Raw genomic sequence first — 21577 nt, 5'->3', positions numbered from 1 at the left:
ATTAGTTTAGTTAAAAAATGTTTAGAATTAATTAGAACACTTGTTGGAAAAGGTTGCTCTAATTTAACACATCAAATGTAAGCTATAAAACCACTAAACTATAATACTATTTTGTCATTGACTTATAGTATAAAAACTAAATGGATGTTTGAAAAAAAAAAAGAGTTTTTATTGTTCAATAAGGTAATACATATATTGATTAATGGTAAAAAATAAAATTTGCATATTTATGCTTGGATTAATTATTCAGGAGGTGTTTTTAGAGTAATTTTTTGAGGTTTGAGTTTTAAATCAAGCAAGCAAAAGACATAAACAGCTATAAAATTCTTTTAATACCTGAAAATTCCTGGGCATATTGACTTGGAGTGCGCTTTTTAAGTTTTTTAAAAACCCTATTGAAATTGGCAATATTATTAAACCCGCATTCATAAGCGATTTCTGAAATGCTGAGGTCCTTCTCAATTAATTTCATTGTGGCGTAACCAATTCTTACATCATTAACGTAATCTACAAAAGTTTTTCCAGTACGCTTTTTAATGAACCTGTTAAATGAGACTTCACTCATATTAACCAGATTTGAAATTTCCTCCAATGTTATTTTTCGGCTATAGTTCTCATGAACAAAATCATAAACGGTTTTTATTTTGTCGCTATTTTCAAAGCTTTCCTTGCCAGCGGTATAAGTAGATAAAAGTCTCTGGTTTCTAGAGTTTGATAAGTCGTATAATATTGAGAGGAATTCCAAAAAATAATCCATACCGTCAATTTTAGATATTCTTGTAAATCTTTCGTACATGCTAATTGACGTTTTTTCAGAAAACAATATACCGTGCACTGACCTATTGAACATGTCTTTTATAGGCTTCATGATTTGTTTTGATAGCAATTTCTCATCTAAGAGGTCCTCGTGGAATTGCACGGTTATTTCATGGAAAGATCTATTTTTAATATTATTATCTAACCAACCATGATGTAGGTTTGGGCCAATTAAAACAAGTTCTATGTTGTCAATCTCTTCAACACTATCACCTACAATACGTTTCACTCCCTTGCCGTTTTTGATAAAATTCAATTCATATTCTGGATGAAAATGAATAGGAAAATCGAATTCTGATTTGACCCTATCAAAAACTAAAAAACTGTCAACCGCTGTTAATGGTGTAATCTCTCTACGGACTTTCTTGGGAATCGTCATATTTATAAGTTATTTGTTTTTTTTTGTTTGGTTATTGACAAAATAATATCATGATTACAAAGCAAATATAACTAATTTTGTTTTTGTTGTACTTTTAAGCTGCACAATGATAATATTAATTTATAATTGTGATAGTATTATATTTTCATATTTATACATTAATGTTAATTAATAGTTTAAAATTTATAGGTTTAAGAAGGCTCTATCTATTCCCTTTTGTGTTACCAATCTTGATGAATTTCTCGTGTAAACCTTTTTATAATGAAACATATAAAAAACCAGATTTGGTAGATAATAATTTATCACGATCTGCGAAAAAACTGCATAAGAAGTTATTTTTTATAACTAAAAAAGGATTTGCTATAGGGCACCAAGATGCAACGTCTTATGGCATAGGCTGGAAACATGATGATTCTTTCAGGGAACCAAAAAGTGATATAAAGGAATTGACAGATGACTATCCAGCAATTTTTGGCTTTGATATTGGGCATTTAGAATTGGGTAAAAAGCATAATTTAGATACAGTGTACTTCAATACGATTACAGATTTAATTGTCGACGCACATAAAAAAGGAGGTTTAATCACTATTAGCTGGCATCCTGATAATCCTTCAAGCAAAGGAAGCTCCTGGGATACATCACCTGCTGTAATAGATATTATTGGTAACGGTTCACACAAAGAAGAGTATAACTTATGGATTGAAAGAGTTGCAGAGTTCATTAAATCATTGAAGTTTAAGGGCAAAGAAATCCCTATTTTATTCAGACCATTCCATGAGATGAATGGTAACTGGTTTTGGTGGGGCAATTCTAGTTCTAATGCTTTAGAATACATACGATTATGGAGAGAAACGGTTACCTTGTTGCGTGACAAGTATAATCTGCATAATCTTTTATACGTGTATTCACCAAACAAGCTGAATCAAATAGAAGATTATATGAAATATTATCCAGGAGATGATTATGTTGATATATTTGGAATTGATATTTATGATTTTAATGATACAGAAAATTATGCAAACTCCCTTGTTAACGATATTAATCTAGTGAGAAATATTGCCACTGAAAAAAATAAACTTTATGGGCTAACAGAAACAGGTTTAGATCAAATAAATACCGATAATTGGTTCACTCAAGTATTATTTCCAAATATTGAAAATTCAGGAATTTCATGGGTTCTTTTTTGGAGAAATGCCAGAAAAAGCCATCACTATATTCCCTATGTAGGGCATAAGAATGCCGAGGATTTTAAGCGATTTTCTAAACTTCCCCAAACACTATTTCTTAAAGAAATAAACCAAGACTAATAATATGAAGCTATTACATACAGCTGACATTTTTATAATTGCACTCTATTTAGTAACTATAGTTGTTATTGGATTGGTATTAAAGAAACGGGCTCAGCGCAGTAAAGAAGATTATTTATTGGGGGGCAACCGAATTCCCTGGTATATGCTAGGGCTATCTAATGCCTCAGGAATGTTTGATATTTCGGGAACCATTTGGTTAGTGACTTTAATGTTTGTTTACGGATTAAAAAGTGCTTGGATACCTTGGTTATGGCCTATTTTTAATCAGGTTTTTTTAATGGTCTACCTATCAAAATGGTTAAGAAGATCTGGAGCAACAACAGGTGCTGAATGGATTGGCACGCGTTTTGGATTTGAGAAAGGTGCAAGACTCTCACATGTTATTGTCGTAATATTTGCCCTTGTTTTATGCCTTGGTTTTTTAGCCTATGGCTTTATAGGATTAGGTAAATTTGTTGAAATATTCATTCCCTGGGAAGTGACCAGTAATTATGTTCCTTTTTACGTGTCGCCAGAGTTTGTTCCGCATTTCTATGGAATACTATTTACGCTCTTCGCGGTTTTCTATTCTCTTTTAGGTGGTATGTCGGGAATTGTTTGGGCCGATGTGGTACAATTTGCAATCATGACCGTAGCAGCAGTCGTAATTGGCTATTTAGGATTTGTTGCCGTGGGTAACTATGGACTAAATGTCCCAGATGGATGGATGAGTCCATTCTTTGGATGGGAATTGAACTTAGACTGGGCTACCATAATACCAGAAGTAAATGAGAAAATAAAAGATGATGGCTTTTGTTTATTTACCATATTTTTTATGTTGATGGTATTCAAAGGTATATTGGTAAGTCTTGCGGGTCCAGCACCTAATTACGATATGCAAAAAATATTGTCAACAAAATCCCCATCTGAAGCCTCAAAAATGAGTGGATTTGTTTCTGTTGTTCTTATGCCAGTGCGCTATTTAATGATTGCTGGTTTTGGTGCTTTAGCTCTCATTTTCTATGAAAAGTTGGATTTGATTGATACAACTGGAAATGTAGATTTCGAACTTATTTTACCCAACGCTATAATGGAATTCGTTCCTATTGGTTTAACAGGGCTTTTATTAGCGGGTTTAATTTCAGCATTTATGTCAACCTTTGCTGGTACTTTGAATGCCGCCCAAGCTTACATTGTGAATGATATCTATTTGAAATATAAAAATAAAGATGCTTCATCCAAACAAATAAATAATATGAACTATCTAACTGGTATTGCCGTGGTTGTTGTAAGCATCATTCTAGGACTATTTGCTGAAGATGTAAACTCTGTCTTACAATGGATTGTTTCTGTATTATATGGTAGTTACGTGGGAGCCAATATATTAAAATGGCACTGGTGGAGATTTAATGGTGAAGGATTTTTCTGGGGTATGGTCGCAGGATTGGTAGCCGCAGTTATTATTCCTAAACTTTTTCCTGATGTTTTAAGTCTTTATTTGTTCCCCGTGTTACTAATTATTTCTATGGTCGGTTGCATTTTGGGAACGTATAGTGCACCACCAACGGATGAAAAAGTACTTAAAGCATTCTATACTAATGTAAGACCTTGGGGTTTTTGGAAGCCGGTACATAATAAAATTTTAAAAGAAGGAATCATAATTAAAAAAAATAACGATTTCGGAATTGACATGTTCAATGTGTTTGTTGGAATTATAGCACAAACAGTACTAGTCCTATTGCCCATGTATATTATATTCCGTCAAACAACTCCAATTTTTGTTTCATTATTAATAATTACAGCGTGCATTTTTCTGCTTAAAAAGTATTGGTGGAATGCACTTAATAAAAAATTAGATTAGCGTATGAGCCAACAAACTAAACAAAAACCGAGCATGCTAGATATTGTAATCAAAAGTCATCATGAGTTGATTACTATGAAAAATATGCCTGTAAAGGACTGTAACGGTATTTACACTCGGTATAGAAATCCCATACTAACGGCTAAACATATTCCAATTCATTGGCGATATGATTTAAATCCTCACACAAACCCTTACGCTTTGGAGCGTATTGGCTTTAATGCTACCATGAATTCAGGAGCCATCAAGTGGAATAATAAATATATACTTTGTGTAAGGGTAGAAGGCAATGATAGAAAGTCTTTTTTCGCCATTGCGGAAAGTTCTAATGGTATAGATAATTTTAAGTTTTGGGATAGACCTTGTGCTATTCCACAAAATGAGGAAAACCCTGATATTAATGTCTATGATATGAGGTTTGTTGAGCATGATGATGGCTGGATTTATGGTATTTTTTGTACGGAAAGAAAAGATCCCAATGCGCCTCCAGGTGATACGAGTATGGCCGTTGCCAATGCAGGTATTGTAAGGACCAAGGATTTTATCAATTGGGATCGATTACCCGATTTAGTATCTTTAGCTAGCCAGCAACGCAATGTGGTTTTACATCCCGAATTTGTTAATGGAAAATATGCTCTGTACACAAGGCCCCAAGATGGATTTATTGATGTTGGCAGTGGTGGGGGAATTGGATTAGGATTTATTCAGGATATGATAAATCCCGTATTAGAAGATGAACGAATAATTTATGGTAAAAAATACCATACAATTTACGAATTGAAAAATGGGTTAGGTCCTGCTCCAATTAAAACAGATAAAGGGTGGCTTCATTTAGCACATGGTGTAAGAAATACAGCAGCAGGTTTAAGATACACATTGTATATGTTTATGACTGATTTAAAAGATATTTCAAAAGTAATACATAAACCTGCAGGTCATTTCATGGCACCTATTGGGAATGAGCGCATTGGTGATGTTTCAAACGTGTTATTTTCAAATGGATGGATTCAGGATGATGACGGAACCGTTTATATTTATTATGCATCTTCCGATACCAGAATGCACGTTGCCGTATCTACTGTTGATAAACTGGTAGACTACGTTATAAATTCACCTGAAGATAAATATACTTCAGCAGATTCAGTTGAAACTATCATGGATTTAATTGATAAGAATAAGGGTTTTTATTAATGAAAACCGCAGCATACTTGCAACTGAAAAAAGAAATGCATGATGAGTTATTGCGTATTCTAGATTACTGGCAGAACAATACAATTGATTATGAGCATGGCGGATTCTTTGGGAAAATTGATTTCTACAATAAAGTTGTCCCAAAATCATCTAAAGGAATTATCTTAAACACTCGAATTCTATGGTCATTTTCAGCAGCATCCAACTATTTAAAAACAGATACTTACAAAGAAATTTGTGAAAGATCTTATGAATATCTGAAACGTTACTTTAAAGACACTAAAAATAAAGGCGTTTTTTGGGAACTGGATTATTTAGGACAACCAATAAATAAGCGTAAACAAGTTTATGCGCAGTCATTTGCTATTTACGCACTAAGTGAATACTACATTTATTCTGGGAATCGAGAATGCAAAGATTGGGCTATCGAACTTTTTGAATGTATTGAGAAATATGCTAAAGATGAGCAATATGGAGGGTATCTAGAAGCTTTTAAAGAGGATTGGAGTCCGATTGAAGACATGCGGTTAAGTGATAAGGATATGAACGCTGCTAAAAGCATGAATACCCACCTTCATGTTTTGGAGGCTTATACCGCATTGTTAAAAATTTATGACAATGCACATTTAAAAGAAGCCCTAAAAATGTTGATAGAAATTATGAACAATAAGATTTTAAACAAGAAATACCATTTTGATTTATTTTTTGATCAAAAATGGAATTTATTAAGCTATACGGTATCATTTGGTCATGACATTGAATCAGCATGGTTGCTGCTTAGAGCCGCCGAAATGGTTAACGATCCAGTAATTATAGAAAAATCTAAACATATAGCAGTTGACGTAGCCGATACTTTTTTAAAACATGGAATTGATGTTGATGGATCGGTGCTTAACGAGGTTAATTTTTTTACGAACCATACCGATACCGACAGGCATTGGTGGCCACAGGTAGAGGCACTTATTGGATTGAAAGAAGCCCATTCAATCGAAAATAAAGAAAGCTATATAGCATCGTCTGTCAACATTTGGAATTATACTAAAAAACATCTACTTGACTATGAAAATGGGGACTGGCATTTTAGGGTAAACCAAAAAGGAAAACCTTATACTCAAGAAAATAAGGTAAGTATGTGGAAAGCACCTTACCATACAACTAGAGCATGTATAATGATCAATGAATAAGTTTAATAGCCACATAAAAATAGGCGTTATTGCCTTATTAACAGTATTTGTTAATAGTTGCTCTAAGGACAATATTGAAGAACCCGATGGCGAACCTGCTGTTGTATCAAAAATTACAATTTCTACAAATACTAACGTTCTTACGGAACCTTCCTTAAATGGCTCATTCAAATTAACATTAACCAAAATTGTTAATAAAACCACGACCGTCAATTATACCATTAGCGGAACGGCAACCAATGGGGAAGATTACAAAATGATAGACACTAAAATTGATATCCCAGCTAATAACCTGTCTATTTTAATACCCATTGAAATTAAAGATGATGGTGAAACGGAAGAGAACGAAACGATAATTATTACCCTAACCAATACCAATAATCCAGATGTGGAAATAGGAGATTCCAATTCTGCAATGATAACTATTTCGGCCAACACAGAAACATTCGTTTTACAACCGAATGAAACGTTGAATTATATGGTTAATCAAAATGCCACAAGTGAAACCATAGCCCTATTTTACAACCTGAAAATATTATCCCAAACAAAATACCTTATAGGACAACACGATGCCTTTAGTAGTTTTTATATGGATGCTGGCGGAGATTCTGATATTAAAAAAACAACGGGGAGTGACCCTAGTTTATTAGGTTCAGATTTTATGTTCATAACCGATGACCTGAATAATGAATTGCTTTCCAATTGGTATTTTCAACAGGAGCAATTAATTACTGGTCATGCCAAGGAAGCTTATAATAAAGGAATGGTAAACATTTTCGCTTGGCATTTTAGAGAACCCTTCGAAGGTTTACACTTTTATACCAGTGAAATGACTACCTATCAAAAGCAGAATGCATTTAAAAGTATTTTACCTGGTGGTAGCAACCATGACTATTACAAAACTAAGCTCGAAAAAATTGCTGATGTAGCCAAAAGCATGATAGGCAATAACGGAGAATTGGTGCCTTTTATTTTTCGACCGTTTCATGAATTTGATGGCGACTGGTTTTGGTGGGGAGCCCCTTATTCAACAGCAGAGGAATTTAAAACCTTGTGGCGTTTTACTGTTGAATATCTAAGAGATGTTTTGCAGGTAAACAACATACTTTTTGCATTTTCACCCGATAATAAATATAATAACGACACCGAATATTTGGAAAGATACCCAGGAGATGCCTATGTGGATGTTTTAGGGATGGATAATTATGGGGATTTTAAAAATAAGGGACAAATGGGTGTAGATGAAGCCAATAAAAAATTAAAGGTCATTAGTGATTTAGCTATCCAAAAAGTTAAAATAGCTGCCTTAACCGAGACCTGTTATTTTGTTGAGCCAGGAGTAAGTAATCCCATTACAGATTTTTATTCCAATAATTTATACCAAGCATTAACAAAAAACGAGGTAGAACTGGGTTTTATGATGTTTTGGAGTAATTCTAAAGATCGCTACTGTACACCAACACCAGGTTTATCTACTACACCCGATTTTATAACCTTCACCAACAAAGCAGAATCCGTTTTACAAAATGAAATACCTAACATGTACCAACTACCTAATTAAGTTTAATTTAAAGGTCTATTGTTTTTTAGTCCTTATTTGTTCACTAAGCTCATGCAAAAGTTCTATTTACAGAAAAATTGGAAAGCAAGAAATGCCACTAATTTCGGTTAAAGGGACAGAGTTTCGAAAAGGTGACAAACCCTATTCATTTATTGGGACAAATTACTGGTATGGGCCTATTATTGCTTCAAAAGATGGAGGCGATCGCCAACGACTTATAAAAGAGTTGGACCTTATGAAAAGCATCGGAATCGATAATCTTAGAATTTTAGTTGGTGCTGAAGGAGAGGGTGGCAAATCCAGAATCTCACCTGCTTTACAACCCAACCAAGGCGAATACAATAAAGACTTGCTGGATGGACTGGACTTCCTATTAGCAGAGATGCGCCGAAGAAATATGTATGCCATTCTCTATTTAAACAATAATTGGATTTGGTCTGGAGGGATGGCACAATATTTAAAATGGAATGGTTATGGAGACATTCCCAATCCGTTTGATCCAAAATATTCTTGGGACGATTATCAAAATTACACCAAGCAATTTCAAAGTTGTGATCCTTGTAAAAAAGCCTTTTACCACCATGTGAATTTTATTATGGGGCGAACAAATAACTATACAAAATTAAAATATGTAAATGATAATACCATAATGTCTTGGCAAGTAGCCAATGAACCACGAGTAATGATGGTTCCAGAGCATGAGGTCGCTTATATTGATTGGCTAAACCAAACAGTTGCCTTAATGGATTCCTTGGATTCTAAACATTTAATTTCAACAGGAACAGAAGGAAAAGCTGGATTTTTGCTGGATATCGATATGTATAAAAGAGTCCACGATAATTCTAAAATTGATTATTTAACGATGCACATGTGGCCTAAAAACTGGGGCTGGTACGATGAAAATAATGAATCGGAAAGCACAGAAATATCCATTCAAAAGGCTTATGAGTATATGGAGGAGCATCTTGTGGTTGCTAAATCTTTGAACAAACCTATTGTCATGTCAGAATTTGGTTTTCCTCGAGATAATGAAAGTCTATCTGTTAGTACGTCGGTAGAAAATAGAAACGTCTTTTATAAGGCAATTTTCAGCTATCTCATAGAAAACAAGAAAAAGAATGATATTTTGGCAGGTTTGAATTTTTGGGGATTTGCTGGTTATGGAAGAAATAATCCTGTAAATGGTGAATGGCAATTAGGGGACGACTTTACGGCAGATCCACCCCAAGAGCCTCAAGGATTGAATTCTGTTTTTGAAACGGATTCCACCACTCTGAAGATAATCAAGGAAGCTAATTTGAAGCTATTAAATTAAGCCAATAATTTATAGAGTCTGAATGAATACTTAGCCGATAACTGAGACATTCTATTAAATAGATAAAACAAAATTGATAAAATCAATTGTATGAAATACTCTAAAATTCTAATGTTCATATTTTTTTTTATTATTATAAATTCTTGCAGTGAAAAAACAAAAAGACCAACCATAAAGATTGAAGATATTTATGCTTGGTGTATTGTTCCTTTTGATAGCGTTAATCGTAATCCAGAAGAGAGAATAAATATGCTGAAAAAACTCGATTTAACAAAATATGCATACGACTGGCGTGAAGAAGATCTTGAAAATATGGCTACGGAACTAAGGCTGGCAAATAAAAACAAAATAGATATTATAGCAATTTGGATGTGGATAGACAATCAAAGGGACAGTATTGGGAAGTTAAATAAATCTAACAAAAAAGTTTTTGATATAATAAAAGAAGTCGGTTATAAAGGAGAAATATGGGTTAGTTTTCATGCTAATTTTTTCGAAAATTTAACTGATTCTTTATCTATTCAAAAAGGAGCTAAAATGATAGATTTTATAAGTAATCAAGCTGAAAAAATGGATTGTAAAATAGGTTTATATAATCATGGGGATTGGTTTGGTGAACCAGAAAATCAAATTAAGATAATTAAAGCGTTGCCCAATAGAAATTTGGGTATAGTGTATAATTTTCACCATGCCCAAAACCATATCGATACTTTTTCGGAAATTGTAGAAATAATGCTACCCTATCTTTGGCATGTGAATTTAAACGGTATGAAAAGAAATGGTCCTAAAATCCTTCCAATTGGTAAAGGCGATCAGGAAATGGAGATGATTACATCGTTGAAAGAAAAAGGCTATAAAGGAGATTATGGTATATTGGGCCATGTAGAAAATGCAGATGTTGAACTAATTTTGCGAGCCAATTTAAATGGATTAAAAAATTAAACTAACCATAGTTCATGGTTTAATAAATTGAAAAACTACCTTATTTTTAGAATTTACAAATATTTTAATTTTACTTTAATACTGTTTTTAGTTGATTTTGTTTTTATTTTTTATTAATGTAAAAAAACACTGATAACAGTTTAAAGTCACCATTTTCAAAAATGATGACTTCTAGCTTGATATAAATTTTAAAGTTATTGTTGTCTTACACTTCCTGAAGCGTTATCACTTTTGTTCACCTTTTCAGGATTACCATAATATTTTATGTCACCACCACTGCTTGCTTGAGCTCTTAATTCCCTGGATGTGTTTATTGTAATGTCTGCTCCGCTAGAAGCCTTTACTTCACTAGTCTCAGCTATTAAGTCTGCTGCTTTAATATCGCTTCCACTACTGGCTTCAGCGATAAGTTTTGTTGTTTTTCCAGATAATCTCATATCACTACCGCTTGTGGAATTACAATTTAAAACAGATGTGTTTACATCCAATTTCATGTCACTTCCACTGCTTGATTTTAAATTTAAAGTTTCACTAGTTATGGTATTTGTTGAAAATACATCGCTACCACTGGTTGAAATGATACTTGAAATATCCTTGAAAGAAACATAAACTTTTTTAGCTGCGGCGCGACCAATGTTCTCTTTTGTGTGAATTTTCAAAACACCTTCTTCGATATCGGTCATGATAAGTTCTTGTAAATTCTCATCAGCTTCAACACTTATGCTCACTGTATTTCCTTGTGTTAAGTATACATCTAAACCTTCAGAAGCTCTTATTGATGAAAAAGACTGGTTAACTGTTCTTTCTTTTGTAATAACATTTCCGTTGCCTCTAATTCCGGGGTTTAGGTCAAAATTGCATGAAAAAAGCGTTAAGCTTAAGATGGTTGCTACGATGATTTTAATAAGTGTTGTCATAATAGTTTGTTTTTTTGATTGTGTAAATTTTTGTTCAAATATCTTTTAAAATGTTATTGATGAGTAACTTTTATATCTGAACCGTATTTTTTTATGGATGAATTGTTAGTTTTCCGATTTTACATCAATACCGTTAGAATTAATATTGACTTTTACATCTTCAGATTCAGCTTTAAGTCCTTGCTTATTTATTTTTAGGTTCCCTTCTTCAGAATTGATTTCTACACCCTGCTCATTAATTTTTAACGCTGGAGTATCAACATTCAATTTAAAGTCATCCTCCGGACAATCCAAGCATTCTGTATCATCAAAAAGTATTTTGATATAATGGTTGGTATCATCTCTTGATATTAAATTTCCTTCGTATGTTCTGTAGTGTAAAAAGGGTTTTGTACTACTGTTAAAATAAACCACAGTATTCTCTGGAATATATAAAATCACATCCACCTCTTGATCGCTAAATTTGTTTTCGGGGTTTGTAGTTAGGTAAGAATCTAACAACAACGTATTATTTTTGAAATCGAAATTGAAATTAATGTTTTTGGCGCGCTCTCTTGCAATTTCATAACTTCTTCCATCGGCGCTTTTCTCAATCGCTATCATGGCGATAGAATCGGTCGTGGATTTAACCCTAATATCAATATCAGTCGTGTAAATTGTTTTCACACCATTATCATCATAAGCTAACTTAAAACTGTGATTGTCTCTGTAAAAATTTGAATTAAAATTATCGTTACTAACCATCTTTATAGTCAAAGTATCCATGGATTTAACAGGTAACTCTGTTTTAACCGTGAAGTTTTCATTAAAAGCATGTTCACTAGCTTGTCTTATGCCCACTATTATTAAGGAAATTACTGATATTAACCATAAGCCTAGTAAGGTGAATTTCGCAATTTTACCTATGGATTTTAAATTATTTATAAGGATTTTTAACCCCAGATAGAACAAGAAAAAGAATGGAATGCCGACTGCAAAAAGCGTTAATAGAGATACTAACCAAATAGGTGTATTTCCGGCATTAGCAATATCAACTAGGTCTAAACCAGGTAAATGAATAATGTCTACTACGCCTATAGAAAATAAACCAATGATTAATGCTATAAGGGATGTAGCCCCAGTAATTATAAGGATGACTCCAATAAATTTGGCAAATACCTTAAAGAAAAACATAATAACATCTGCTAGTGTGTCAAAAAAAGTTCTAGAGGACGATTTTATTGTATTTGCAGGTTTTTTTAAGTCTACATTCTTAGCGGCATTCGATACATTTTTAGCAGCACCTGATAGTGAATCCGATACGTTTTTAGCAACGTCACTAACAGTTTCCGATACGTTTTCAAAACCGTCTTTTATTTTTTTTTCAATGTTGCTAATATTCACAGGTTCGCCTGTCATCATTATCTTTTCGGCGGTTGTTTTTGCTTCAGGCACTAAAATCCAAAGTAAAATGTATAAGAGTATTCCTGTGCCAGCTCCAAAAATTAAGAGTATCCAAGCTAAACGAATCCATACTGCATCAATCCCAAAATAATGTGCTAAACCAGACGATACCCCACCAACATAAGAGTTGTCGGTATCTCTAAAAAGTTTTTTTGATGATGCCGAGGAGGATGATTTTTTAGAATAAGAGGAATTAGGTTCATCTTCAAAAATTTCATCATCAACCAAATAATCTTCAGGTTGTCCCATAATTGAGATGACCTCATCTACTTCCTTAATGCGTATTACTTGTTTGTCATTTTGCACACGCTCGTTAAAAAGTTCTGCGATACGTGCTTCTATATCTGCTATTATTTCAGATCGACCTTGAGAATCAGTGAATGAACGTTTTATAGCCTCAAGATAGCGTTGTAGTTTTAGGTAAGCATCTTCATCTATGTGAAAAAATATACCAGCTAAATTTATGTTGACTGTTTTATTCATTTTTTTGTTGTTTTTTGACTTGTTACTAATGTTACAGCGTGGTGTAATTCACTCCAAGTTGTGTTTAATTCTTTTAAAAATAATTTTCCTGTTTCGGTTAAACCGTAATATTTTCGTGGCGGTCCAGAGGTTGATTCTTCCCATCTGTAATTTAAAAGTCCCGCATTTTTAAGGCGTGTTAATAGAGGGTAAATGGTGCCTTCTACTACCAGCAGTTTTGCGTCTTTTAAGGTGTCTAAAATCTCTGCTACATAAGCGTCTTCATCTTTTAAGACGGAAAGTATGCAGAATTCTAGAACGCCTTTACGCATTTGTGCTTTTGTGTTTTCTATCTTCATAGTGTCATTCGTTTAATTTGTTGAAACTGTTCATTTTTTGATTGATTTGATTGATGATTATTTTGATGATTTTACTTTAAAAAATGGATTGTTAATGGATATTGATACACTTCACCATCTCTAGCTTTTAAACTGGCAATGACTATTAATACAAGTTCTATAATAAAGCCTATTACAGCTAATACACCTAAAGCGCCACCGATGTATAGTAGAGGAGAAGGCTTGCCTATATTGATATGAAAATTATCAAATCCATGAAAATCTATAAAGTCAATACCATTAAAAATCTTAAAAACAAAAAAAGGTATCGTTAAGGTTCCTAAAATAATGGCATATAGTAAAATACTAATTTGAAAGTTTATAATCTGCTTACCGTTAGCATCTATAAATTCCGATTTATCCTTATTTGCTACCCAAAGTATAATAGGACCGATAAAATTTCCAAACGGAATTAAAAATCTGCTGAAGGTTGACAGATGTATAAAAGTTGCGATATTTTTTTGATGATTATCTAACATGATTTTTTGATGAATTTAAAAGTATATAATAGTTTCTTATGCAAATATATGTCTTAAAAAAGGTATTATGTTACGCATAGTACTTAAATTTAACATAAATTTAACAAATATGTTTTATGATGAAGGAATTCTTTTCAAAAGATTATTTAGTATTTTTACTAAAAATGCTAACCATGAATCGTTTTATTTTATTTCTAGTATCCATTGCCATTATTTCTTGTAAAAATCCTGCTGAAGGTAAACCCATAACTGAAACAGTCTCTGATACTACTTCGGTTAAAGACTTCCGAGAATTTAAAGTTTTAGATTCAAAATATATTTCCAATGAAGATTTGTGGAGTCGTTTTAATGAAGATTTAAAAGATTTTTCGGATGCAGATTATAACAGTTTAAAACCGCTTATTCTTGAACAGGATATTCCTACCATACAAAAACATGTCTATTCTGGGGATTTTTCTTATGAACTATTAACCAAATTCTATTTATACCGCATCAGAAAATTTGATAGAGAAAACGAATTATCATTAAATTCGGTTATTTCTATTAACCCAAATGTAATTGAAGATGCAAAACTAAGGGACCGAGAACTTTTAAACAGAAAATTAAAGCATCCTATTTTTGGCATGCCCATACTTTTAAAGGATAATATTAATGCTTTTGGAGCGCCAACAACCGCTGGTGCTGTCGCGTTGCAAAACAATAATGCAGAAGATGCCTTTATTACGAAGCGTTTAAAAGAGCAAGGAGCCATTATTTTAGGAAAAGCCAATTTGAGTGAATGGGCGTATTTTTTCTGCGGCGATTGCCCAAGTGGGTATAGTGCGATTGGCGGACAAACCCTAAACCCTTATGGGCGCAGAATTATGGACACCGGTGGCTCTAGTTCGGGAAGTGGAGTAGCAGTTGCGACTAATTTTTCTGTGGCTGCTGTTGGTAGTGAAACTTCTGGTTCCATTTTATCGCCATCCAGTCAAAACTCTATTGTGGGTTTAAAACCTACGATTGGACTTTTAAGTAGAAGTGGTATTGTGCCCATTTCTTCAACTTTGGACACCCCTGGACCTATGACAAAGAACGTTACTGACAATGCTATTTTATTAGATGCTATGTTAGGTTTTGATAATTCAGACTCTAAATCAATAGAAATGGATAGGAATGGGAGTATGTATGATGCTTTTGAATCTGCCTCATTACAAGGTAAACGTTTTGGAGCCTTTAAAAGATTGCTAGAAGATTCCTTGTATGTGCAAGCGATTTCAAATTTAAAATCGAATGGTGCTGAAGTTATAGAAATTGATGAGCAAGAAATTAGCTTGCCAAATTTCAGACGGTTGTTAAATCTAGACATGAAAAAAGATTTACCTATTTACCTTTCTGAATTTGCCAGTAAAGATGTAGCAGTAAAATCTGTTCTAGATGTGGTGGAATTCAATAAAAAAGACTCCCTTAATATCATGCCTTACGGTCAGCGGTTATTTGAAGGTATTGTAAATGACGAAGGAGACGCCCTGTTTTTAGAACGCATCCAAGACACCTTAAAAACCAATGGTAGACAATATTTTGATATTCCTATGAAGACTCAAAATTTGGACGGTTTTCTATCCATTAATAATTACCATGCTGGTTTTGCTGCGGTAGCCGAATATCCTGCTATTACCGTACCTATGGGTTATGCCGAAAATGGTGCTCCCAAAGGATTGACATTTATAAGTAAACCACTTTCTGAAAAGCAATTATTGAATTGGGCCTATGTATATGAGCAAACTTCAAAAAGAAGAAAACCTCCTGTTAATTACAACTAGTTTATCAAATTATTGATTTTAATCCAGAGGTCATTATCAAAAGTTGAAAGCGCAAAATTAACACCATCAGCCACATCACCCATACGAATAACCACCAATTTTTTACTTGGTGTTATGTAAATCTTTTGGTCGTTTTTGCCTAAAGCTGCATACATGTCTTCAGGAGCATCTGGAATCAATTCACCGTTAAATTCAAATTGAAGTGCAGGTAAATGATAGGTGCTTTTTCCATTTAGCCACCATAAATAGCCATAAGCTTCATTAATATTTTGTGATGTGCTTGTGGCTTCATTTAAATAACTTTCTGAAATAATACGGTTACTTTCCCAAATCCCTTTAGCATAAATCATCAAGCCAAATCGTGCCATACTTCTCGTAGTGCTCCAATAAACACTTAAATTATCTAAATTTATCCATTGCCCCGTCATGCCAATTTTATCTCGCAGTTTGCTATTGAAATAGTTAGACCAGGTTTGGCTACTGGCGGCCGCAACCACATCCTGCATTTTTACATAGACATTATGGTATGCCCAACGGGTTCCAGCATCGGCTTTATATTGCAGGTTTGCTGACGAAACATCATCACCTAAAGTATCATCCAAACCAGAGTTCATGGACAATAGGTTTTTACAAGTAATTAAATTTTCTTTTTCTAAAGTGGCGTTGGTCCATCCTGTACCTAAATAGTCTGAAACTTTGTTGTTTATATCAATAAGGCCTTCCTCTTGAGCAATTCCTGAAACGGTTGAGGTTAATGTTTTTCCGGCACTTGCCCAATACCAAGGTAAATTGGAATTGTGTCCATTCATGTAGGCTTCAACCACAATTTTACCATCATGTAAAATCATGAAACTTTTGGTGTTTTTTTCTTCAAGAAAATCCAACAAAGGTTGAAGTTCAGACGTATTCCAACCCAAATCAGCTAAGGATTTGGTTTCCCATGTATCAGAATTTAAAGGTGGAAAATAAATTTCATCTATGCTTGGTTCGGGTTCATTTGGAGATGTATCAGATGAACAGCTAAAAAACAGGAAAAACAATGGCAAAGAAAGATAGACTGTAGTTTTCATAACGTAGGTTTTCAAATTTGGACAATCAAATATATAAAAGGTTTAATTAAGTTGTATCTTTGCGCCCTGATTTATAGAAAATTATGCGTACAAAGTCTCTTAAAAAGAACAAGATTAATGTGGTAACACTGGGTTGTAGTAAGAATGTTTACGACAGTGAAGTACTTATGGGGCAACTAAAAGCCAGTGGTAAAGATGTGGTTCACGAAGAAGAAGGGAATATTGTGGTCATCAATACCTGTGGCTTTATAAATAATGCCAAGGAGGAAAGTGTGAATACCATTTTGGAATATGTTCAAAAAAAGGAAGATGGCGAGGTTGATAAAGTTTTTGTAACAGGTTGTTTAAGTGAACGTTATAAACCCGATTTACAAAAGGAAATCCCCAATGTAGACCAATATTTTGGTACAACAGAATTGCCCGGATTGTTAAAAGCTTTGGGTGCCGATTATAAGCATGAGCTCATTGGTGAACGACTAACCACCACGCCTAAAAACTATGCCTATTTAAAAATTGCTGAAGGTTGCGATAGACCTTGTTCGTTTTGTGCCATTCCTATTATGCGTGGAAAGCATCGAAGCACGCCCATAGAGGATTTGGTAACCGAAGCTGAAAAACTAGCTGCCAATGGTGTTAAGGAATTGATTCTAATAGCTCAGGATTTAACTTACTACGGACTCGATTTATATAAAAAACGAAACTTAGCCGAATTATTGGAAGCCTTGGTAAAAGTAGAAGGTGTTGAGTGGATTCGTTTGCATTATGCCTTTCCAACAGGATTTCCTATGGATGTTTTGGAGGTTATGCAACGTGAGCCTAAAATATGCAATTATTTAGATATTCCGTTGCAACATATTTCCGATAGTATTTTAAAAAGTATGCGTCGTGGCACAACCAAAGAAAAAACGACGAAGTTGTTACAGGAATTTAGAGCTAAAGTACCCGAAATGACTATTAGAACCACACTTATCGTAGGCTATCCCGGTGAAACTGAAGAAGATTTTCAAGAGTTAAAGCAGTGGGTTAAAGCCATGCGTTTTGAGCGTTTAGGTTGTTTTACTTATTCACATGAGGAAAATACCCATGCTTATAATTTGGAAGATGATGTTCCTGAAGACGTTAAAATTGACAGGGCTAACCAAATTATGGAAATTCAATCACAAATTTCCTGGGAACTCAATCAGCAAAAAATAGGAAAAGAGTTTAAAGTGGTAATCGATAGAAAAGAAGGCCATTACTTCGTTGGAAGAACTGAATTCGATTCTCCCGATGTGGATAATGAAGTATTGATTGATGCAACCAAAACCTATTTAAAAACGGGTGAGTTTACTAAAGTGAAAATTATTGAAGCCGAGGATTTTGATTTGTATGCTGAGGTAGTCTAATTATAAATTATCAACCCAACCAGGTTCTGAGGCAATTGTAAAAACCATTAGTGTTACAAATACTATATAATAAATTGCGATACCTAAATGAACTTTATGGCTTTTGCTTCTAATCCCCAGAATTATTGGTATAAAAGCTAGAAGATTACCAAACCTTGCTGGATGTAACAATTCTTGGTTAATTAATACCGCTGAATGGACCTGTATATAAACAAGGAAAACCAGCATGCCATAAAAAAATTTATTTTTATTCTTATAGTAATAATCTCTCCAAGATACAATTTCATTAGGATTTTCTGGAATGAGAACAGTAGCAATAAAGTAATATAAAGCACCGTCCATTAAGGCTAATATAAATTTGTAGAGTTTCCAATCCACATCCGTTAAGGCCCAAGTTCCCCAAAAACTAATTATAATTGAAATAATTATAACTCCTAAAAATATAATGTGTACAATGTACCTGTTTTGTTTATTTGTAGCAGAAGATATGCCTCCAAGTAAACGCAAAACTGCTGCAGTGTAAACAAATGAAAGGGCGATACTCACATAGTTGAAAAAATCCATATTCATAAAGCTAGGTAATTGTTTTTTTAAAAGTTACTTAAAATTGATTAGTTAATGGCTAAATAAAAATTAGCTAATAAACTAAGTTAGTTATTTTTTCCAAACAAAGTCAATAAAATAATATCGTACAATAACTCAACTTTACTATTTTTGGATGTATGCAAAAAAATGATTTTTCAACATTTTTATATCAAATTAGCAATAGGCCTCTAACAGTTTTAGATGCTTCAATTCCGCGATCAAAATATGTAGCTATAGATTTATCGGCAACCAATGAAAACTTAAATAGTGTTGATGTATCCTCTTCCTTAAAGTTTGAAACATATATCAATAATCATATCAAAACTCATGATGGCCTGGTAGCATATGGCGGATATTTGGAGGTTAGAAATATTTATAAGCGTAGTAAGCATTTCAACAATCAAGCACATGATGAACGCAATATTCATCTAGGTATCGATTTGTGGAATGATGCTGGAACATTTATTTATGCCCCTTTAGATGGGGTGGTGCATAGTTTTAATAATAACCAAAATTATGGTGATTACGGACCAACCATCATTTTGAAACATGAGGTTGAAGGTATTGAGTTTTTTACCCTTTATGGACATTTAAGTGTAGCTTCTTTAGATGATTTACATGATAATAAACCTTTTAAACAAGGCGAACCCATAGCAACTTTAGGTGATGCTTCTGTAAATGGGGATTACCCACCGCATTTACATTTTCAAATTATAAAAGATTTGCAAGGTTTAAGGGGCGATTACCCTGGGGTTTGTAGTAAAACAAATTTAGAATTTTACAAAAGCAATTGCCCGAATCCTAATGTGATTTTAAAATTATAATTTAATTTCAATGCGTATGATGTTTTTTACGTTGAAATTAAGAGGTTTTACTTAACTCATTCGAAAACTATCCAACTCCATATTCCCATTCAGTTGCTCTATATAATTCAAGATATCGTATTTGCCAATATCTTTAGAAGACGAGGTTATAAAGTAAATGGGTATGTCTTCCCAAGTTTTTAAAAGCTCGGTTTTGTAGTCTTCCACATGTCTCAAAATGGCATTTGGTTTTAACTTATCGGCTTTTGTGAAAATTATGGAAAATGGGATACCGTTTTCGCCCAACCATTCCATAAATTCCAAATCTATGGGTTGTGGTTTATGTCTGATGTCCACTAAAATAAAGGCGTTAACTAGTTGCTCACGCAACAAAAAATATTGTGTTATAAATTTTTGAAATACCTTTTTGGCACTTTTAGAAACTTTGGCATATCCGTAACCTGGTAGATCTACTAAATGCCAATTTTTGTTTATTAGAAAATGATTGATGAGTTGGGTTTTTCCTGGCTTACCCGATGTTTTAGCCAGACTCTTTCTGCCCGTAAGCATATTGATTAATGAGGATTTACCAACATTACTTCTACCTATAAAGGCATATTCGGGTAATCTGCTTTTTGGACATTTAGCAACATCAGAGTTGCTCATAACAAATTCGGCAGATTTTATAAGCATTTATATAATTTTGTGTTTTTCACATTTATTCTAAAGAAATTTAAACTGTGAATTGCGATTTAGGAAGAGACACTAAAAGCCTCTTTTTTGTAGCCATGCATCAAGCAATTTATTAAATTCCTGTGGGTGTTCCATCATGGCTGCATGACCACATTTATCAATCCAAAATAATTCAGAATCTGGTAAAAGTTCATTGAATTCTATGGCAACCTCTGGCGGAGTTACAGTGTCATTTTTACCCCAAATAATACAAGTAGGTACATGCATATGAGGCAAATCTTTACCCATATTATGCCTAATGGCACTTTTGGCAATAGCTAACGTTTTTATAAGTTTGTTACGGTCATTTACCGTTTCATAAACTTCATCTACAATTTCTTTTGTAGCAACGGCAGGATCATAAAAAACGTCTTGGGCTTTCTTCTTTATAACTTCATAATCACTACGCTTTGTGTAACCACCACCCATAGCACTCTCATAAAGCCCGGAGCTACCTGTTATTATTAAAGCTTTTACAGTTTCGGGAAACAATTTAGTATGGTATAAGCCTATATGACCGCCAAGGGAGTTTCCCAATAAAATAACTTCTTTATAGCCTTTAAATAGGATGAAATCATGCAGATATTTCGCAAAACTCTTTACATTAGTTTTTAGCAAGGACATGGTGTAAATAGGTAGTTCTGGAATAATAACTTTATACCCCTTTTCGCTGAAAAAACTGGACACTTCATTAAAGTTGCTCAAACCTCCCATGAGGCCGTGCAAAACTATAATTGGGGTGCCTTCACCTACTTCAATATAACTGTAATTTTTTTCCTTTTTTAATCTGTGTGCCATTAATTAGTTCATCTACGCTTTGAAACAAATATAGTTATTTCATGGATATTTCAATGTTTTTAATTAATTGAAAAACATTTTCCAAGCAAATTACTTCGAGATTTTTTATGAAATACAAATAACAAAAAACCGTGTTCAAAAATATAGTTTTTATATGAAAATGTT

General features: G+C 33.5%; 19 protein-coding genes. 10 read left to right on the top strand and 9 right to left on the bottom strand.

Going from position 1 to position 21577, the window contains the following annotated elements; translation table 11 throughout:
- Positions 1 to 316 precede the first annotated feature (316 nt).
- Positions 317 to 1195, bottom strand: a complete 879-nt coding sequence (locus ABD963_RS10620; RefSeq protein WP_345276944.1) for an AraC family transcriptional regulator — start codon at positions 1193 to 1195, stop codon at positions 317 to 319.
- A gap of 233 nt (positions 1196 to 1428) precedes the next feature.
- On the opposite strand from ABD963_RS10620, the gene ABD963_RS10615 reads away from it, so the two are divergent.
- The 7 genes from ABD963_RS10615 to ABD963_RS10585 all read left to right on the top strand — a co-directional run bounded on the left by ABD963_RS10615 (position 1429) and on the right by ABD963_RS10585 (position 10538).
- Positions 1429 to 2502, top strand: coding sequence for a glycoside hydrolase family 26 protein (locus tag ABD963_RS10615; protein ID WP_345277112.1), 1074 nt, complete (start codon positions 1429 to 1431; stop codon positions 2500 to 2502).
- Between the two features lie 4 nt (positions 2503 to 2506).
- Positions 2507 to 4345, top strand: coding sequence for a sodium:solute symporter family protein (locus tag ABD963_RS10610; RefSeq protein ID WP_345276943.1), 1839 nt, complete (start codon positions 2507 to 2509; stop codon positions 4343 to 4345).
- Between the two features lie 3 nt (positions 4346 to 4348).
- Positions 4349 to 5536, top strand: a complete 1188-nt coding sequence (locus tag ABD963_RS10605; protein WP_425562799.1) for a glycoside hydrolase family 130 protein — start codon at positions 4349 to 4351, stop codon at positions 5534 to 5536.
- The gene (locus ABD963_RS10600) at positions 5536 to 6720 is read left to right on the top strand and encodes an AGE family epimerase/isomerase (RefSeq protein WP_345276942.1); all 1185 of its coding nucleotides are present in this window, start codon (positions 5536 to 5538) and stop codon (positions 6718 to 6720) included. Before ABD963_RS10605 ends, ABD963_RS10600 begins: the two co-directional genes overlap by 1 nt.
- The gene (locus tag ABD963_RS10595; protein WP_345276941.1) at positions 6713 to 8281 is read left to right on the top strand and encodes a glycosyl hydrolase; all 1569 of its coding nucleotides are present in this window, start codon (positions 6713 to 6715) and stop codon (positions 8279 to 8281) included. The genes ABD963_RS10600 and ABD963_RS10595 overlap by 8 nt, the downstream gene beginning before the upstream one ends.
- Positions 8282 to 8372: 91 nt before the next feature.
- Positions 8373 to 9596, top strand: a complete 1224-nt coding sequence (locus ABD963_RS10590; protein ID WP_345276940.1) for a glycoside hydrolase 5 family protein — start codon at positions 8373 to 8375, stop codon at positions 9594 to 9596.
- Between the two features lie 90 nt (positions 9597 to 9686).
- On the top strand, positions 9687 to 10538 hold the full coding sequence (locus tag ABD963_RS10585) for a sugar phosphate isomerase/epimerase family protein (protein WP_345276939.1): 852 nt from the start codon (positions 9687 to 9689) through the stop codon (positions 10536 to 10538).
- Between the two features lie 194 nt (positions 10539 to 10732).
- Here ABD963_RS10585 and ABD963_RS10580 read toward each other — a convergent pair whose 3' ends face one another.
- The 4 genes from ABD963_RS10580 to ABD963_RS10565 form a co-directional block, all read right to left on the bottom strand.
- Positions 10733 to 11455 (bottom strand): head GIN domain-containing protein, encoded by a 723-nt coding sequence (locus tag ABD963_RS10580; RefSeq protein WP_345276938.1) that lies wholly within the window; start codon positions 11453 to 11455, stop codon positions 10733 to 10735.
- Positions 11456 to 11560: 105 nt separating this feature from the next.
- Positions 11561 to 13381, bottom strand: a complete 1821-nt coding sequence (locus ABD963_RS10575) for a PspC domain-containing protein (protein ID WP_345276937.1) — start codon at positions 13379 to 13381, stop codon at positions 11561 to 11563.
- The gene (locus ABD963_RS10570) at positions 13378 to 13719 is read right to left on the bottom strand and encodes a PadR family transcriptional regulator (protein ID WP_345276936.1); all 342 of its coding nucleotides are present in this window, start codon (positions 13717 to 13719) and stop codon (positions 13378 to 13380) included. The genes ABD963_RS10575 and ABD963_RS10570 overlap by 4 nt, the downstream gene beginning before the upstream one ends.
- Before the next feature lie 71 nt (positions 13720 to 13790).
- Entirely contained in the window at positions 13791 to 14237 is a 447-nt protein-coding gene (locus tag ABD963_RS10565; RefSeq protein ID WP_345276935.1) for a DUF4870 domain-containing protein, read from the bottom strand.
- 173 nt (positions 14238 to 14410) lie between these two features.
- On the opposite strand from ABD963_RS10565, the gene ABD963_RS10560 reads away from it, so the two are divergent.
- A complete protein-coding gene (locus ABD963_RS10560) occupies positions 14411 to 16039 on the top strand; it encodes an amidase family protein (protein WP_425562806.1) in 1629 nt (542 codons plus the stop codon).
- Here the strand turns inward: ABD963_RS10560 and ABD963_RS10555 are convergent.
- Positions 16036 to 17109, bottom strand: a complete 1074-nt coding sequence (locus tag ABD963_RS10555) for a serine hydrolase domain-containing protein (protein ID WP_345276934.1) — start codon at positions 17107 to 17109, stop codon at positions 16036 to 16038. The two genes, ABD963_RS10560 and ABD963_RS10555, sit on opposite strands and share 4 nt — an antisense overlap.
- 83 nt (positions 17110 to 17192) lie before the next feature.
- Between ABD963_RS10555 and rimO the strand changes: the two genes are divergently transcribed.
- Positions 17193 to 18494, top strand: a complete 1302-nt coding sequence (gene rimO, locus ABD963_RS10550; RefSeq protein WP_345276933.1) for a 30S ribosomal protein S12 methylthiotransferase RimO — start codon at positions 17193 to 17195, stop codon at positions 18492 to 18494.
- Here the strand turns inward: rimO and ABD963_RS10545 are convergent, their stop codons facing one another.
- Entirely contained in the window at positions 18495 to 19058 is a 564-nt protein-coding gene (locus ABD963_RS10545; RefSeq protein ID WP_345276932.1) for a hypothetical protein, read from the bottom strand.
- Between the two features lie 158 nt (positions 19059 to 19216).
- Here ABD963_RS10545 and ABD963_RS10540 point away from each other — a divergent pair, with 158 nt between their 5' ends.
- Positions 19217 to 19903, top strand: coding sequence for a peptidoglycan DD-metalloendopeptidase family protein (locus tag ABD963_RS10540; RefSeq protein ID WP_345276931.1), 687 nt, complete (start codon positions 19217 to 19219; stop codon positions 19901 to 19903).
- 51 nt (positions 19904 to 19954) lie between these two features.
- Here ABD963_RS10540 and yihA read toward each other — a convergent pair whose 3' ends face one another.
- Together yihA and ABD963_RS10530 are read right to left on the bottom strand one after the other, a co-directional pair.
- Complete coding sequence (gene yihA / locus ABD963_RS10535) at positions 19955 to 20575, bottom strand: ribosome biogenesis GTP-binding protein YihA/YsxC (protein ID WP_345276930.1); 621 nt, start codon at positions 20573 to 20575, stop codon at positions 19955 to 19957.
- 72 nt (positions 20576 to 20647) lie between these two features.
- Entirely contained in the window at positions 20648 to 21412 is a 765-nt protein-coding gene (locus ABD963_RS10530) for an alpha/beta fold hydrolase (protein ID WP_345276929.1), read from the bottom strand.
- Positions 21413 to 21577 lie beyond the last annotated feature (165 nt).

The sequence above is a fragment of the Litoribaculum gwangyangense genome (assembly GCF_039543505.1).
Lineage (GTDB): Bacteria > Bacteroidota > Bacteroidia > Flavobacteriales > Flavobacteriaceae > Litoribaculum > Litoribaculum gwangyangense.
Note: the sequence above shows the minus strand (reverse complement) of the source record. Positions and strands in the feature narration are given on the sequence as shown.